General features: G+C 44.0%; 14 protein-coding genes and 1 pseudogene. 3 read left to right on the top strand and 12 right to left on the bottom strand.

The window, feature by feature from the left end; translation table 11 throughout:
* Positions 1-2: 2 nt before the first annotated feature.
* The 11 genes from DB520_RS15190 to DB520_RS15235 all read right to left on the bottom strand — a co-directional run bounded on the left by DB520_RS15190 (position 3) and on the right by DB520_RS15235 (position 10,841).
* Positions 3-2,972: a baseplate J/gp47 family protein gene (locus DB520_RS15190; RefSeq protein WP_198675353.1), complete on the bottom strand. Its 2,970-nt coding sequence runs from the start codon at positions 2,970-2,972 to the stop codon at positions 3-5.
* A gap of 24 nt (positions 2,973-2,996) precedes the next feature.
* Positions 2,997-3,407: a GPW/gp25 family protein gene (locus DB520_RS15195; protein WP_114750562.1), complete on the bottom strand. Its 411-nt coding sequence runs from the start codon at positions 3,405-3,407 to the stop codon at positions 2,997-2,999.
* Between the two features lie 207 nt (positions 3,408-3,614).
* Positions 3,615-3,905 (bottom strand): PAAR domain-containing protein, encoded by a 291-nt coding sequence (locus DB520_RS15200; RefSeq protein ID WP_114750563.1) that lies wholly within the window; start codon positions 3,903-3,905, stop codon positions 3,615-3,617.
* A 10-nt stretch (positions 3,906-3,915) separates the two neighbouring features.
* Positions 3,916-5,658, bottom strand: coding sequence for a type VI secretion system tip protein VgrG (gene vgrG / locus DB520_RS15205; protein ID WP_114750564.1), 1,743 nt, complete (start codon positions 5,656-5,658; stop codon positions 3,916-3,918).
* Entirely contained in the window at positions 5,655-6,344 is a 690-nt protein-coding gene (locus tag DB520_RS15210; RefSeq protein WP_114750565.1) for a CIS tube protein, read from the bottom strand. The genes vgrG and DB520_RS15210 overlap by 4 nt, the downstream gene beginning before the upstream one ends.
* A gap of 4 nt (positions 6,345-6,348) precedes the next feature.
* Positions 6,349-6,501: a DUF5908 family protein gene (locus tag DB520_RS27055; RefSeq protein ID WP_198675354.1), complete on the bottom strand. Its 153-nt coding sequence runs from the start codon at positions 6,499-6,501 to the stop codon at positions 6,349-6,351.
* On the bottom strand, positions 6,501-6,944 hold the full coding sequence (locus tag DB520_RS15215) for a phage tail protein (protein ID WP_114750566.1): 444 nt from the start codon (positions 6,942-6,944) through the stop codon (positions 6,501-6,503). The genes DB520_RS27055 and DB520_RS15215 overlap by 1 nt, the downstream gene beginning before the upstream one ends.
* A gap of 5 nt (positions 6,945-6,949) precedes the next feature.
* Positions 6,950-7,378: a phage tail protein gene (locus DB520_RS15220; protein WP_114750608.1), complete on the bottom strand. Its 429-nt coding sequence runs from the start codon at positions 7,376-7,378 to the stop codon at positions 6,950-6,952.
* Positions 7,379-7,411: 33 nt separating this feature from the next.
* Positions 7,412-9,382 (bottom strand): phage tail sheath C-terminal domain-containing protein, encoded by a 1,971-nt coding sequence (locus tag DB520_RS15225; protein ID WP_114750567.1) that lies wholly within the window; start codon positions 9,380-9,382, stop codon positions 7,412-7,414.
* Between the two features lie 12 nt (positions 9,383-9,394).
* Positions 9,395-10,246, bottom strand: coding sequence for a hypothetical protein (locus tag DB520_RS15230; protein WP_157972107.1), 852 nt, complete (start codon positions 10,244-10,246; stop codon positions 9,395-9,397).
* A gap of 1 nt (position 10,247) precedes the next feature.
* The gene (locus tag DB520_RS15235) at positions 10,248-10,841 is read right to left on the bottom strand and encodes a DUF4255 domain-containing protein (protein WP_114750569.1); all 594 of its coding nucleotides are present in this window, start codon (positions 10,839-10,841) and stop codon (positions 10,248-10,250) included.
* Positions 10,842-11,283: 442 nt separating this feature from the next.
* Here DB520_RS15235 and DB520_RS15240 point away from each other — a divergent pair, with 442 nt between their 5' ends.
* The 3 genes and pseudogenes from DB520_RS15240 to DB520_RS27495 all read left to right on the top strand — a co-directional run.
* A complete protein-coding gene (locus tag DB520_RS15240) occupies positions 11,284-12,084 on the top strand; it encodes a peptidoglycan-binding domain-containing protein (protein ID WP_114750570.1) in 801 nt (266 codons plus the stop codon).
* 514 nt (positions 12,085-12,598) lie between these two features.
* The gene (locus DB520_RS26715) at positions 12,599-13,336 is read left to right on the top strand and encodes a collagen-like triple helix repeat-containing protein (protein WP_157972108.1); all 738 of its coding nucleotides are present in this window, start codon (positions 12,599-12,601) and stop codon (positions 13,334-13,336) included.
* A gap of 1,039 nt (positions 13,337-14,375) precedes the next feature.
* Positions 14,376-14,612: pseudogene (locus DB520_RS27495) on the top strand (hypothetical protein); the annotation flags it as partial.
* Between the two features lie 561 nt (positions 14,613-15,173).
* Here the strand turns inward: DB520_RS27495 and DB520_RS15265 are convergent.
* Positions 15,174-16,250 (bottom strand): InlB B-repeat-containing protein (locus DB520_RS15265; RefSeq protein WP_157972109.1); only part of this gene is annotated, 1,077 nt, incomplete at its 5' end.

Raw genomic sequence — 16,250 nt, forward strand, 5'->3', positions numbered from 1 at the left:
ACTTATATGATCGTGATATTGTGCGATTTGGCTGAAACCAAAATATGAAATGGGTTCTTTGGATAAATACCAGGACGCATGGGCTGTTTGTCTTTTTCCATAACTAGCTCCTTTAAATAGTCCACGTAGGGTAGCTTTTCTATATAATGAATCACAAGACTTTCTTGCACGTTGACCCCAAATTCCATGGCGTTTTTTTCCTTTTTGGTCCAAGGAGATAAGTATTCCACCAAGTCCTGCTGGAGTTGATTGTAATGATATACCTTATCCTTACCCTCCGAAAACTTCACCTTCAGCTTTAGACTTACCTCTTCATATCCGGGATTAGTCACTTCCACTTTTACATGAGGAGAGCATTTGGTCAACAAAAATTCCTTTATTTTCTGAAGGGTGGATTGACCCAGGGAAGGTTTAAAGATATCATGGACATTTTTGTTAACAGTATCTGGTACCACTACAATCATAACGTGACCAGGTGCCAGAAAAGAGTGGGAATGAGAATGGTTCAAGCATTTGACCCTATGAACCTCTGGAAAGTGCTGGAGAACCAAACGCTCCATATCCCAAAGTGAAATGGCCCTGTTTTTGTGCCTTAACCTTTCCGATTTCTGGATGTAAAAACGCTCATCAGAGGCTAAACCTCTGCCACCAAAAGTGCTGAATGGCTGTTCGACACCCTTGATTCCTGCTATCCTGGATTCCATTTTGGTGATACTCCCTGCCGGAAGACCATTTTCAAGGTGACCCAAGTCTTGGTTATTCCCATCATAGACTGCCTCTTCCGCTTGGGGGAGGATAGTGATGAATTGGCTATAGGCATCAAAATGCATATTCGTACTAACCCTCAACCATACTCCCCCGCCTTCCATTCTGCTTCCTTCCTTAAATGCCACATTGGGGAATTGGAACCGTATAATACCAGACTGAAGCAAACCTTTGGTGCCATCGAGCAAAATCTCACTGGGCTGAAGAGGTATCCAATGATGGTTTACTAAGATTGACCATGTCAGAGAAGGGCTGCTACCAAAAGATTTTTGGTCCGGATTTTCACTGCCTTCGCGTAATTGAAAAAGCAAAGATAATTGCTGGCCTTCCTTAAGTGCATGGATACCAATGAACAACTCCCCTCCAGGGCCCGGAAAATTTAACAACTGCAGGTGCTTTGGAAGTGCATGGGAGATCTCTGACTTCAGGGAAGGAGACTCGGGCCATGCGCCAAAATCGTCGAAAAGCCATAAATGAAGCTCTTCAAAATTAGTTTCAGAGTAGATTTTATCCGTGGCGATGTCAATACTCACCTCTCCTACTATCGGTGTGTAAGGTTCATTGGGTACATGATTTTTTGGGTTTTTCTTGGTCATGGCAAGAGCATATAACCTAGGAAACTGCTCATGGAAAAATGATTGTTTTAAAGTCAATTTTAACCCTTCATTGATGGCTACTGGCTGATTTTTACTTAAGCTGCCCAAAACAAGGTTAGTACTCGCTTTTCCTCCTTTTACCTCATCAAACAAGGTGATACCTTCTAGTAAGGGTGACCAACTCTGTCCTTTTTTTACAGAAAGGTCATAGGTAAAATAATCCTCGGTTATTTCCTTATATTTTTCATAGTGTGTGGCTATATTCTCCGGAAAATTCTCCCAAGTAAGGTTTAATTTTAGATAAGTTACCCTTTTAGTGGATAAGCCCGGGAACTTTAGATAAAAGCCTGATCCTCGTCTGGGCATGGCTCCAAAGGGCATAAAGGGTTTTTCAGGCTGTAGTATCCCTAAATCGTTGGAGAGGGAAGGGTGTTTTATCCCGTTTATCCGACTTCTTACCCGTATTTGCTTCAAGGGGTTTTCAGAAACTGATTGGGCAAATTCATAGGTATTGTCATCGCTCACCCTAATTCGAAAGGCCAAAACAGGGTCTTTAAAGGAAAGGGGTAACTCGTCGTGAAGACTCTCATCATAAGGAATGATGCCGTCCATTTCTGCAGAGGCGACCATTACCATCCTTATTTGTTTGGAGCCGTGATGAGAATGAAAACCACCCGAGGTCTGTAAAGGGAGGCTCAACCACCCATTTTCTCCCGTACAGGTAACCTCGATGGCATGGGCCAATTCCTGTGGAGATAATGAATTCTTGAAAGTTTGATCAAAATCAAAATCAAGAATAAAGGTCCGAGCTATTCCCGCATCACTTCTAATATCTTCCAATGAAAGCAAAAATCCAAATTGACCATCCTTCAAAGGTATATTTTCTTCAGGATGCCCAAAAGGCCACCAACTTTCATTCCCTCCAGAAAAATCAGCTCCCTGGCCATCTAGGGAACTGGCGACTTGACTAATTCTCACCAATTTTTTATCCTTGTCCGTATACCTATTTTTAAATCCTGCTAGATAAGCCTGGTTGGGAAAAAAGTCGGTACTGGTAAGGTAGCGGATAGCTTTTCCAAAATTGTCCTTAACCCCTGTGATTCCAGTCCCTTTTGGCACCTTAGGGGCTGTATGATTGGCCACCTCAAAAACCAAATATACTTTGTCAGGAATAATTGGTTTTTTTTTGAATTGTAATATTTCTTTGTAATAAAAGTCTAGGTGACGCTTGGGGAGCTGGTTAAATGTTTTTTTGGGAACATCCATTAGTTTAAAAAAAGTAAGCATTAAGCCCAAGTGAGGTTGCATCTCTCCGCTTTCCGCTATGGACTTAAGCTTACTTTGCAACTTTTCTTTTAGCTGACTATATGCCAGACTTCCTTTTGTGGGAACTGCTTCTTCTTCCAACAACTCTTCGAAAAAAAGTTTCCAGGTACCTACGATACGGTCAGGAAACTTGGTTTCGAAAAAGGGAACGTGCTTGGAAAAGTTGAATGCAAAAATTATCCAATCTTCAGGTTCTAACTCCAAAAGTTTTAATTGGTCAGGCTGCAAGGCAGGGTGAGCCCTTTCGGCCTGATTGGTACCTGGCCGCTGTAAAAGTCTTCTCACCCCTTCGTTTTTTATAAACATACCCTAGCCTAACCTCCCCTCTTCTAAATAATAAGGAAATACCAAATTGAACCGGGAATTTGTAGCTCTCACTGTATAAGACAGGGAAATAAGTACAACCCCTTGGTTACTATCACTATTTTTCAATGTGATTTTGTCTACATTGATCCTGGGCTCATGATAAAGAATTGCTTTTTCGATCAGATCAGAAATATAGGTTGAAGTTGTCCGGCTTAAGGGAACAAACTGAAATTCATCCAATTGACACCCGAAGTTGGGTTGCATTATCCTTTCCCCCAGCTTGGTAGAAAGAAGGATTTGCAAGCTGCTTTGGATATCCTCCTCAGCAGTGAGCATTTTCACCCCCTTTTCTTTTCTGTCAAAAGACGGAGGAAAGGACCATCCTCTTCCCAAAAAACCAAGTTCTTCCTTCATGTTACTATGATTTGTTTTTTAAAGGTCATAACCTGTCCCGTATTTCGGGATAGCCTGCCCCTGCCTGTCCTGTCCCCTACCTATCGGGATTGGGGAACTCGTTTCGGGGAATCTCGCAAAGGATAATCATCCCAGTGTGTGACGTGCTCGTCATGCCTGACTGCCGTCCAGGCAGGCTCGATTTCATCTTTTTTTATCTTTAAGGAATCATCCGATCAATACCGTAAATTCACCTGCCACAATACTTCCCCCATGAGCTGTGCTATCACCCATTCTAGCTGCCGGCATCCCTCCAATAAATACTGTGGAAGATCCAGCCAAAATGGTGTCTGGTGGTCCTGTACAGGTTGCCATGTCACCTACACGCGCGGCTGGTAGGCCTCCTATTAATACTGTTGCCTCTCCAGGAGGTAAAACAGGCCCTCCTACGTGGGGTACCGTTCCGGTAACCATAGGGCACACATGCATATCTGTGATCCTTGCTGCTGGTTGTCCCATTTCTCTTTCTTTAGTTAATTTGTACCAGAGAGCCCTTTAGTACTGCCACGGCGGAGGTGGAAACTTCCGCACCGCCACTTCCCTCTGCCTTAAATTGGCTCTGCGCCTTTAGATGTATATCCATTCCTTCAATAGTAACATCACCCCCAGCTTTTAGCAATAAATCTTTTGCGCTTTCAAGGGTAATCCCATCGCCATCCATTAAAATCTTGTTGCCGTGGTTGTCTTCCACTTCTATCACATCTTCCTCTTCATTGAGGGTAAGGGTTTTACCCTCAGGCGTTTGGATAGTTAGGGACTTAGATTCATCGTCAAATACCATGGAAATTCCTGAGCGGGAGACATAACCCTTTCTATGGTTATCATCTGCCGCCTTTTCGGGAGAGGGTTTTGCACTACTATGCAACATTCCCAATACTACCACTTGGTTTGGATCCTCATTTATAAAACCCAACACTACCTCGTCGCCAATTTCAGGACGGAAAAAGGTTCCTCTCTCCTCCCCCGCATCCATATTGCTTAACCTGCACCAAATGCCCTGTTCTTCCCCATTTACAATAGGTATCTTAACCATGATTCGGTCTTCACCCTCCGGATCATCTTCAAGTTGGGTCACGACACCGACCTGAAGTCCACGACATGCACTAAACAAACCTGATGCTACAGGAGGATGAATGTCGTAGTTTTCCGTAAACCAAGAGGGGCTGATCCCTATTTGCACATCCACCGTCCAATTGCCCTCAGTCACGTTGTGGATAAGACCACTGATAAAAACTTTGCCGCTAAACCTGTCCCCTAGTTCCTCTAGGGTAATCATCCCTCCGGGAAAAAGCCTAGGGGTCCCCTGAAAACGTACCCTCCCCCGGATTTTGGCCAACTGCTGAAATAACCACTTTGCATTTACCCATTCCTGTAGTGAAGCTCCGGAAATAACACCTCCATGTCTAAGTTCTAGGAGATCAGTTCCCAGAAGCCCTGCTAAATCATCTGGCCTTACATTCCCCCCCAATTCCAGGGATGGGTTTTCCCCATCCACAATTGTAATTTCCTGAGCTACTTTGTCCCAACCATAGGCACTTACTTTTTGAAACTGATCCCTGCCATCCATGGCCGCATCGAAATCCAGGATATTTGCACCAAATACTGCAACCTCAAGACTGTCCTGACTCAGATCGGGAGGAGCTACAGTAATTTTACCATCCTCCGCCTTGCAGACCATACCATTTACCTGGGCACGCGTGACAAGCAAATCCCAGTCCGTAACCTGGTACTGTGTGATTTGCTTATGGGTAATGGAGGTGGAAGCAACTTCTGCTTCCAAGCCATTTCTTGTAGCAAGGGTTTCTATGAGTTCTGCATCGGTGAGATCATAAAAATAACCACTTCGCCTTTTTACTGTCATTTTAGTGGCAGCATCCCGGCATTCCAAAATGAGTCTTGCCTGTCCATTTTTTATGCTTAATCTATGGGATACTACCAACCCAAGAAAAATTCGTTCCTCTGAAGAATGGTACCCCACCAATATTTCCACCGTCTTTCCGGGCAGGTACTGGTCCTGGTTGCTCAATGGGAAGTCCCTATCCGCAGGATCGCCATCCAAGAAGGTGACCTTGGCATAAGGAATGCGGTTGATTTCCTTGTGCACCACCACATCTTTTACCTGTACAGACGCAGGAATTTCACTTCCATCTAAAAAGATTTTATGAGTAACCAGATCGGCACTTCTTTCATTCTGGATAATTCCTCTGCTCATGTCTGGTTTTTTTTGAGTGGTGGAAAATATATTTCTTGCCCTGGAATGATGTCACGAAAATTCACTATTCCGTTGGCTCTTGCCACTTCTATATAATATTTTGAATCGCCATAAATGTGATAGCTCATCAGGGGTAAAGTTTCCCCGGCCCTCACCACTCTGTAATGGGTAAGATCAGGGGAGGAGTTGTTTTCCTTGGCCGCCCTTAACTCATCCTCCACAAAACCTTTAAACTTAGCCTTTGCCACGGCTCTAAGAGGAGTACCATCCGACTGGAAGAGTTTAAACTCCACTGACATTTCCGATAAGGTTCCCTTGAATAAAAGGCTGCCCCAGGCTATCATCACGTAATTGGGTTTGTGTTGCTCCCCATTATAGTCCAAAATAACCTTTTTAAAACGATCGAGATCATCAATAACCCCATCTTCAGAACGACCACTATCTGGGACAACCCCTGTTTTGTCAAAAACAAAGTCCAGGCTAAGTTCTTCTGGCTTTTTCTTGTTAAACCTGGTGGGTGCCGCACTAGTGCCTGCTGCCTGATCCTCGTTCTGGTCTATTTTGTACTGGAAAGTATATTTTTCAGGGTTGATAAGGGACAAAAACTCCCCATCCCCTACCTTGTTGTTAAACTGGGGATCACTGTAGGCTACCAGCCTTAATTTCTCCAATTTGCCTTGCCCCATTTGATTATCGTTCTTTTTGTAGCCTGATCAGTTCCATGGTTTCCTCCACAGCCTTGGTCACCAACTCTCCGGTGTCCAGCCCTGTGGCTATACCTTCCGTTTCTTTTTCATCATCCACATGAATTTTGATATGCAGTTCTTTGATTTCTATTGGCATCAGTTAATTGTATTAAAATAATGGTAATTCAATTCCAGGGTTTCCAAAACTAACTTACTCTCCTGAGCGTTGAAATCGTCCACTGCCCATTTTACCGGGTAGGCATGGACGATATTCCAGGTCTGTAGTGGCTCATGCTGCTCGTTTAGCAATTTAATGGTAAGGTCCTTGGGTTCGAAGATGAAGTTTTCCAAGGCATCCCTGCACCAGTTTATAAGTGCTGAACCCACCACCACTCCTCTTTTTAGGGTAAGGTTGGGGTAGTTGGTCCTTAGGGGCAGCTTGTGCTTGAAGCGGTTTTCACCTCCCTCCGACACATCTTCCGTATCCATGTTTACGGTAAGCCCACTCACAGATTGAAACCGTATATCCGCCTCCTCTGCTTCCAAGCCAGAAAATTCCACTAGGAAATGAAAGCCAACCGGTGGATAGAATTCGGACATAACCCTTATTCGTTTTGAATAGAAAGGCCCTCATGCACCAGTTCCATGGACTCTATGGCCACCTCATTGCCATCTGCCTTTAGGTCAGTGGATTGGATCTTGGTGGGCCAGGCATTTTTCACCTTCCACACCACCACGGGTTCATGCTCCTCATTGAGCAAGTTGATGGTGATATCCCTTCGATCAACCTGGTTGAGGGAAATGGAATTGAACCAATCGTAAAATTCGTTGTCACTGGCGAAAGTCCCTCGCTTACATGTGATATTCGTGTATTTTTGAAGGCCGGGCATCTTGGTTGTGGAATATTCCTTGCTGGCGCCGTGCCTATATTCAATTACCTCGGTTTCCACATCTAGTCCGGAAACCTCCGTAAAACCTATTTTAGTCCCACCCCATTCTACGGTAAAGTGAAACTTTGACAATGGATAGCTCATGATCATTGAGATTTATGATGGAAAATTGGGTTTTTAGGATTCTTGCATTTTATGAGAGAACTTCAGGATGATGAATTCCGCTGGCCGGACTACTGCCATACCAATCTCCACATTCATTCTTCCCTCTAAAATATCCAAAGCGGTCATGGTTTGACCCAGTCCCACACGCACATAAAAGGCCTGGTCCGGCTTGGCTCCCGCCAAGGCACCGGCACGCCATTGCAATACCAGGAAATTTTCGATCATGGCCCTGACCTTAACCCAGGTATTTGCATCATTGGGAGAAAAGACAAAACGCTCCGTGGCTTTCTTGACAGATTCCTCTACCATATTGAAAAACCTCCGTACAGGTATGTACCTCCACTCGTTGTCATTTCCTGCCAAGGTACGTGCGCCCCAAATCAGTGTACCTCTTCCTGTAAAGGTTCGTATGGCGTTGATGGATTTCCCGGCAATGGTATCCACATTCAGCCTTCCTTGCATTTCATGGGTAATTTTGATCACTGGTTTCACCACATAGTTCAAGGAAACATTTGCCGGGGCATGCCACACTCCCCTGGTAGAATCCACCTTTGCATAAACACCCGCCACCAATGGGGATGGGGGTAAAACCACGCGTAATTTATTGATTTCCGCCTTTATTTTATTGTATATGCCGCTGTCCAGTTCCTGCAATTCACTGAGATCCATCCCATCCAAAGCCCCTTCAGATTCCATGTCCAGTTCTTCAATGGCCAGAATCGCATCCAAAATAGGGGGGTCTATCAGGTCCAACATCTGCTGCAAAACTACACTCAAATTGGCATCGTCAATTGCCGTTTGGGCATTCTCGGAGTTGCTTTGTACATCTTCCCCACTTATGTCACCATTAAGGGTGTCCAAGTGACCCTGCAGGGTTTGGATTAAATTTGCTAGGTCAGAACCGTCCTCAACGGATGCATTTAAGTTGTTTGCAGCATCAGTGGCGGCATCTGCCTCTGTTTCATGGTCTGCAGCTAGACTTGCCGCATTATTGGTGTTTTGCACCACCTCTCCCATCAGCTCTCGAAACTCTGTCAGGGAACCAATAATGGTTTCCAATGGATCTATAAGAGTAGACTTGTTTTCTACTGCTTCTGTCTCGGTTCCGTCTTGAATCGCCTGATTAGCATCCTCAAAAGCCGTGGTCTCAGCCGGTAGGTCAGCCACAATTTCTTCGGCCTCGGACATGATCTCATCAATTTCCTCCAAGATATCCGATATCGGAGAGGCATCCAGCACCCTATGGGATACAGTAGTCCGTTCGGGGTCGTAGGCATAGTTGAGAATAGTTTCCAAATAGGGGAAATACACAGCTCCATACTTGTTCTCCTCCAGGCTGGAGGTGATTAATTCCCTAACCCCTGTGACGTCACCTATCTCAGTAGCTATGCTGTTGGTGTAGGTATCGATAATGGTAAACCTATCCTGCATCTTGCTGCACAAAGCCAGAGCGTTGTTGTAAAGTGCATAAAACTCGCTTGGCTCTCCCAGGGAGGTGGCATCCGGAAATAAGATCAACGTAGGTTCATCTTCACTTTCGAGTTGTTCCAAGCCATGGTTTAAGGCTGCGAGCACTACTGGAGAAGCAGGTTCCGAATCATTGTATATCCCTACAGCCACTATATAGCAGGGTCCGCCCCCATTGGCGAAATAAGCCTGCATGGCATAATACATCATAAAAGGGGACTTGGCAGCCTCCTCTGGCTTCTGCACCAAGACCTGTTTTTCTCCTTCCACTTCAGAAATGTCTATTCGGATACCAGTTTCAGGGTCTGGGCCTCCAAAATGTGTCTGATATTCCAGCATAGACACGATGCGAGTGGGCTTGTTGAGCAAGGTCTCCTCCGTGTCCGCCTCCTTTTCCCTTGCCATCTCGGTATAACCGATAAAGGCTGGGATGGCTGTCTCTACTTGTGCTACAGAGGGAGGGAATTTGGAAATCTCCTCTATATAAACACCTGGGGTTCTGTAATTTGTTGCCATGGATTCATTGGGTTATAAATGTATTTCTGAAATCAATCGATCTGAGTCCCTTTTAAGATGCCTGATGCTGGGGTTTGGGAAATGCCACCCCTCAAAAGAGCCCTGTTCCTGTCCAAAGTCTTCAATGGGATTAATCTCCACAAAGCCACTTTTGGTCAAGGGTTTGGGTTGAAGGGTTTCCAATTGAAGGGCTTCCCGGGTACGCAAATACCGCCAATAGGTCTGCCTATTATTGCATTTTAGCCAAAAGACTGTGGGGTTCACTTTCAGGGTACCGTTGGAATTCATGATGTTCCAATCCCCGCTGCCTCCCTCCATATACAGTTGAAGTATGCCTTTTCCGTTGCCAGGCAAGGACTCCCCCTCTTCCTCTAAAAGAGCAAGTAATTCTTCACGGTCCACTATAAAATCACCAAGGATAAAGTCTTCCTCGGATAAAGGCAAAGGAGGGACGTGCGCAAATGAAGGTTCTTCAGGCAGCCGGTTGGAAAAGAGCATACACTCTTCTTCCATAAATGGCATATCGGTATATTGCTCAAATTGAGAGTCCTTATAGAAAATGTAAAAAGTGAAAAATAACCCTGCCGGTATAGGCACAAAACTTTCCTGGGGCTGGTTAGGTTCATTCCTGGCCAATAGCAAAAGGGAATCCCCATAACTTTTTATCAACACCTGATGACGAGCTAGTTTTTTTTTGGTTGCTGGAGTAGGTTTAATATCCCAATAGGTCCTCCAGTCAAAGGCATCCAACTGCCTTCTTCTATCCTCCTCACCCATTTCCTCAAACCTCGTAGTACCGCTGTTCAGAAAATAGTCATGTCTAAACCGTAAACGACACAATATGCGATAGGAAAGTGTTCCCATATTATTGTTCCTTGAGTTCCTTGCTGATCACTTGTATAAGTTCCCCTTCTCCTTGTACTTGACCGGACTGTACCGGAATCAGACAAAGCTTGTAGAGCACAGAGGGAAGCTGTCTTCCCCCAAGTGTCCCCCATATATAGTTCAATTCCTCAAATGAAGGACTGAAAAGATCTACAGTAAAGCGAAAGTCCCTGATTTGGCTCATGGAACTCACCTCTCTATCAAATACCGTGTTGGCTTGGGTGAAAAACCGCTTACCCTGAAAAAACCGCATTATTGCCCCCAGGTCCCTAAGCGCATTGCTGTAATGATTTCTGTTGGCGCTGAAAAGCAAAAACAAATGTAGGTTAACCACCGGGTTTCTGTATTCGGTCATAACATCTGTTACCCTATGGTTAGGGAAGTTTTTCATTGAGGGCTCCTCCTGAAAATTGAGTAGGGAAAGAACCACCTTATCCCGCATGGCCTCTGATTGTTCCCCATTGCCATCTACAAAGGCGATATTGTCCATGACTACCTCTGCATCAGTAAGACCCAATTGGGTAAAATGTCGGTTTACCTGTTCGATGAGTATTTGAAAAACCTCAAAAATCATGGTTGTGGCTAATTGGGTATAAGGAAAAGGCTAAATTTCTGAAGCCGGGGGCCACAGAAAAAAAGCAATGAAAACCTCTGAAGACTAAATTGGATTATTTGAGAGACCTATGTAGGGTTAGGTAATCATCACCAATTCGAAAACTGTGTTAATCACAGCACCAAAATAAAACTACCGTTATTTTCAAATTTGGAGCTTATTATCTACATTTCCTAACGAACCAACAGATTTTTTTATTGGCTAAAAAGTTTTCTTAACTTTCTGGAACAAGATAATTATTACAACTGAAAATGATAATAAGATTATTAAAACAGAAAATATTTCTAAATCCTTATTTTCCAAAATGCCTTTTGAAAACAGTCTTGAATTAAATATTGAGAAAAATTATATTTTGAAATCTAATCGAAAAATTGATTACTTTAAATAAAGCCAAGACCTATCCATGGAAACGAAAACCATTGTAAAATTATCCCAAACTTTGCTTAATGCTAAGGAGCTTTATACCGGTGTCATAGACGGAATTCCAGGTCCAATGACCGATCAGGCACTGCAGCATTTTCAAGAAATACCTACCTCCTGGCCCATTATCAGACGTATAATCGGATTTATTCAATACGCTTCCAATGAAAATGGCATAGATGCAGGGCCTGTGGACGGTATATGGGGACCTCAGACACAGTCGGCCTACGAATCCCTATCTTATTTAGTGGAAAAGGGAAAACCCTTACCCATTTGGAGGCCAGATGAAATCAAGTCACTCCACCCCAACCGATGGCCCATACAGCATAGCCAGGCATTTCATGACCTTTACGGAGAAAGGGGGGAACATAACCTCACAGCTATCCGTGTCCCCTACCCCATGATGGTATCCTGGGAACCCTATTCCACCGTAAGAACCATCCGGTGCCATAACAAGGTAGCCGAGAGTTTGGAGAAAATACTGGTCAAAGTGCGGGACACTTACGGGGAAAATGACATCAAAAAACTAAGACTAAATCTTTTTGGTGGTTGCTTTAACAACCGCAGGATGCGGCAGGGCCAAAACTGGTCCATGCATGCCTGGGGCGTGGCTCTTGACTTCGACCCCGAAAACAACCCCCTTAGTGCTGGACGGGATCGCGCTACCTTTGCTAAGGCCGACTATGAGGAATGGTGGAAATGTTGGGAAGAAGAAGGCTGGACCAGTCTAGGCAAAAGGCTGAACTTCGACTGGATGCACGTGCAGGCAGCAAGGGTATTTTGAAAGGGCAATCAATCCCGGATAGGTGGGTCCGGTGAGTATTTACCTAGGAAGGATTTAGTCGGGCCTGCCTTTGGCAGGAAGGGATCAGTGGAGGCCCACTCGCCAGTCTGACCAGAAAGACAAAAGGATATTTGGGATTGGCCTTTCAAGAAGTTTTAAAAAGACCCTGAGTGAGCTAAATCCGTCAATTACCGATTCCCTAAATCCTAGAACGGCCTTCCTTTTCCGATAGGGCAGTTTGCAGAGGTTTTTTCAACTTGGGATCCAACTAGCGCGAGAACTGCTATACTTGATTGCATAGGATATAAAGAAATAAAAGAAGGTTTGTCCAAAAAAACAGATAGTTAAAAGAGTGAGTTAAATTCAAAATATTTTAGGCAACTACAAAAAAATAGTAAAATTTAATTTCAAATTAAATGGTATAATACATATATTGTTTACTGAAGTCAACTCCGATATCGAAGAACAGACATGTAGAATTTAAAGCATTCCTTCAAAATCAATCTACACGATCATGAATTCATTTTCTTTTTCCTCCTCCCAGCTCCTGTTAGCTTTGATTTTCTGTTTTTTTACAAGTTGCGGCCTGTTCGAAGGTCCTGAGGGGCCGCAAGGCCCTCAGGGGGAACAAGGTCCCCAAGGAGAACAGGGTGAACCAGGAGAAACCGGGCCTCAGGGAAGTCCCGGTAGGCCAGGCCAACCAGGTGAACCCGGCCAGCAAGGAGAACCCGGAGAAAAAGGAGATCCAGGCGCGGACGGTGTTATCCATATCATCTCGAAAAACATCACCCTTACCAACGCGGACTATGTGAACGGCACCTACGGCGTGATGACGACTACCAATAACCCTTCCATGAATGCTATATTCGCCAAGGTTGCCACGATCAATGATCCGGAAATTACGCAAGATGTTCTCGATGATGGAATGGTGCTGGTCTATATGCGTGTACCGGTAAACTCGTCGTTTTCGAATTCGATGTGGACAGGTTTACCCTTCCACTATCAAGGTTTACAAGGAAGCGTGACCGTTTACAACAGGAATTATAATTTTGGATATTACCTGAACAACCTATCCATTGCCTATTATTTTTCCAGAAATTATGAAGGGTTTATCCCATTGGTGTATGACCAAACCGTACCCACCCAAACCTTCAGATATCTGATCATAAGCGGCGAGGTAGCTGCCAGCATGGCTGTAGAGAGGATAGACTTCAATAACCTTGTGGCGGTTGAGGAGTTTTTAGCCTTGTGAGTGTAAGTCTATTATCTATCTAAATTCAAGGGAAAAGCAAAAATTTCGATCGGATACCTTAACAGGAACTCCAACCCAAAAGCCCCAACGGGGCGAAAGATAGTAGCGATGGGTAAAGCCCATCGTATGATTGACAACATGAATTCGTAAAGCCCTGAAAGGGCAAAAGATATCCTAGCCACACGTATTTAGTCACCATGTCTCTTCGTCTCTAAGTCTCCGAGTCTCTAAGTCACTTCCTCCCATAGAGGCTGGCAGATGCAGTAGCGCATTAATCACTTAAACCAACTATCCCTCGCAAAAATTGCGAGAGATCCAGTATCTTACAGATTAAAAAGAACTCAAAGGTTAGGTCCCAAAAAAAATACTTTCACCTTCGTGGCGAGCGTGGCGTTGAAGCCATGGCGATCGTAGCGTGAAAACATTCCTGGAAATGGACGCAGAGTAATCTTGTAAAGCATCTTCGAGGTTTGTAGTTCGCTAGGGAAACCCTTGCCAAAAACCCCACAAAAAAAACTCCCCAAAATCGCGTAAGCGACCTTGGGGAGATTTACCCAACTCAATCATAAAAATAAACCCAACCTAACTCAAAAAATAAACTAACCTAAACCCAACAATTGCTTTCTGATTCCTAAATGTTTAACCAAATATATATGGGCAGAAGCTACCAAAAAAACCAATGTAAATGAAGTCACTCAATACCGTAATAAAGTGTAAGTTCCAAGGATTTGGTAAGCCATGGGTGAACGTTCAATGGAATTTTAATTTTTGATACACCTTACGTGGGGACCAAGTATTATTAGGTAGGTGAGCCATTCCATATTCGGCAGAGAAGTATCAATGAATTAAAAAAATGAAGCTTTACTTTTCGTTTTACTTTAAAGTCTTTACCTTAAAGTAGTATGACCCCAATGGGCCTTGACCACTTCTCACAAAAACCATAACTCAATTAAACAAACTCTTCAGAATAAGGAATGAGCATTAACAAAGGAAAAAAATGCTTCTGACGATAACAACTACCCACTAACCGGCCAACAAATGCAGGGGAAATGAATACCTGCGCATCATCTACGACCCGGAATACAACAGCCCAGAAAATTTCGAAAGGCTCAAAAACAGGGGACTATCCAAAAAGCGTTCCCTTGCCTTGCGGGAATTTGCCCTTGGCATAGAAGGCCTGGAACGCTTTGAAAAAAAGGAACCATTACGGCGTATTCATGAGAGTGTGTTTGGGGTGCTGGCCTTGGAAAGTGAGGAGGTGGATCCGAGGTTGTAATTCAAGATAGGTAAAGAATAATAGTTCAATTGGTTTTTTGCACCAACCAAAAATCAGCTGCCATGGACCCGGGCCTTACCATTCTACACCAAAAAACAGCAAAATTCAAAACCTTTGGTATTGCAAGGTCTTAACGAATCCTATCCCTTGATCAGATAATGGATACTCATGTTGTGGGGTGAAAAGGTAAGCCGACAAATTTAAACCTATCCCAAATATTCATTCCCTAAAAATTAAAACAGACTAATACGAAAGGCGTGTATAACTATCCCCAATTTGACGCTGTAAATGGGTTTTCGGAGGCGGGTTTTGACCAGTTTGATTCCTTTCTGGGGCAGTAGCAAAGGTTTACCCGGAATAGCACTCAAAGTAAATAAACTCAGTGGAAACCTTCTAATGACCTTCACTTTAGTCGGATATCCCATATATAGTCTTTTACCTAGAAATAAAGAGCAAAAAAAAAGGCCGTAAACAAATTTACAGCCTTTTTAATTTTATATCAGGTAAATAGCAAAAGTCTATGATCCCGGTCTTATGACCGGGACCATAGTTTGTTAGAAGTTAATTTTTCAATAAGCGTATAGAAAATTCCTCCTTGTTGTTGCTGACCTTTAGAATATAGACCCCTTCGCGCCAGTTCCGGTGATTGATATCCCAGAAATGATCGCTACTGCCAGGCTTAACATTGAAGCTGGTGGTGGCAATTGGCTTTCCGTTAAAGCCATATACCACTGCGGAATAGACCTCACTGTTTTCTACCTCAGTAAATTTGACCCAGATACCATGTCCTTGCAATTTATTGGGATATACCTTCAGTTTCGTAGTGGATTCAAATTTCGCCTTCACTTTGCCTTTGTCCGAAGATTTTGAACTACCCTTATCCGAAGATTTTGAGTTACCCTTGCCCTGAGATTTTGAGTTGTTCAAAGGACAACCTGCATTATTGGCTTCATCGTATTTATCACCCAACATATTTGCATCTGACTTGGTTTTCTTCCTATCGTTGAAAACCGTTTGGACTTCAGCTATGATTTCGGATGTGGAGTAGGGATAATTTACCCCCTGATTACATGCATTGAGCAAAGCAGCGATGGCTTGTCTGGTCAATTTACTATATCCGCCACCACCCTGGCTCAGTCCATCTCTTAAACTCAGGTAGCCTTTCCTACCCAATTTCCTGGTATTGGTGATACCAAACACGGTAAAGAAATTATCCTTGGCATCATAGGCGGAACACCAGTTGTCAGAATTTTTCCAGAAGCCCAGGCTACACCCCTCATCCCCTTCAGTCTGTTCTAAGACAAAGACCGCCGTCACCGTTTTATTGCTATCCATTACCAGCCTTTCAGGGTTTTCTGATCCCGAAAGATCATTCTCCCATCTGTCAAACACCCAGCCCAGAGAAGCTACTGCTGTCAGTTCGACCAACGTTCCCACTTCGTAAGTGGCATTGTCTGGATCAAGGAATACCATGCCTTCTCCGTCGATTTCGACTGTAAGTTCATATTCCGCGGGGATTTCAGTGAACACCGCCCTGACAGTTTTGTCACTGTCCATGGTGACCTGTAGCGTAGTTTCCGTGCCAAGCTCCTCGCCTTCGCCATCTGTCCAGCTGTTAAAGATCCAGCCTGCGGATGC

Origin of the sequence: Pleomorphovibrio marinus, assembly GCF_003347495.1 — a bacterium.
Taxonomy (GTDB): domain Bacteria; phylum Bacteroidota; class Bacteroidia; order Cytophagales; family Cyclobacteriaceae; genus Pleomorphovibrio; species Pleomorphovibrio marinus.

Excerpts from the sequence above, each read along its gene's own strand:
- DB520_RS15225 (WP_114750567.1), bottom strand. The coding sequence starts at position 9,382 with ATGGCAACAAATTACAGAACCCCAGGTGTTTATATAGAGGAGATTTCC.
- DB520_RS15230 (WP_157972107.1), bottom strand. The coding sequence starts at position 10,246 with ATGGGAACACTTTCCTATCGCATATTGTGTCGTTTACGGTTTAGACAT.
- DB520_RS15220 (WP_114750608.1), bottom strand. The coding sequence starts at position 7,378 with ATGAGCTATCCATTGTCAAAGTTTCACTTTACCGTAGAATGGGGTGGG.
- DB520_RS15240 (WP_114750570.1), top strand. The coding sequence starts at position 11,284 with ATGGAAACGAAAACCATTGTAAAATTATCCCAAACTTTGCTTAATGCT.
- DB520_RS15235 (WP_114750569.1), bottom strand. The coding sequence starts at position 10,841 with ATGATTTTTGAGGTTTTTCAAATACTCATCGAACAGGTAAACCGACAT.
- DB520_RS15200 (WP_114750563.1), bottom strand. The coding sequence starts at position 3,905 with ATGGGACAACCAGCAGCAAGGATCACAGATATGCATGTGTGCCCTATG.
- DB520_RS27055 (WP_198675354.1), bottom strand. The coding sequence starts at position 6,501 with ATGCCAATAGAAATCAAAGAACTGCATATCAAAATTCATGTGGATGAT.
- DB520_RS15215 (WP_114750566.1), bottom strand. The coding sequence starts at position 6,944 with ATGTCCGAATTCTATCCACCGGTTGGCTTTCATTTCCTAGTGGAATTT.
- DB520_RS15210 (WP_114750565.1), bottom strand. The coding sequence starts at position 6,344 with ATGGGGCAAGGCAAATTGGAGAAATTAAGGCTGGTAGCCTACAGTGAT.
- DB520_RS26715 (WP_157972108.1), top strand. The coding sequence starts at position 12,599 with ATGAATTCATTTTCTTTTTCCTCCTCCCAGCTCCTGTTAGCTTTGATT.
- DB520_RS15195 (WP_114750562.1), bottom strand. The coding sequence starts at position 3,407 with ATGAAGGAAGAACTTGGTTTTTTGGGAAGAGGATGGTCCTTTCCTCCG.
- vgrG (WP_114750564.1), bottom strand. The coding sequence starts at position 5,658 with ATGAGCAGAGGAATTATCCAGAATGAAAGAAGTGCCGATCTGGTTACT.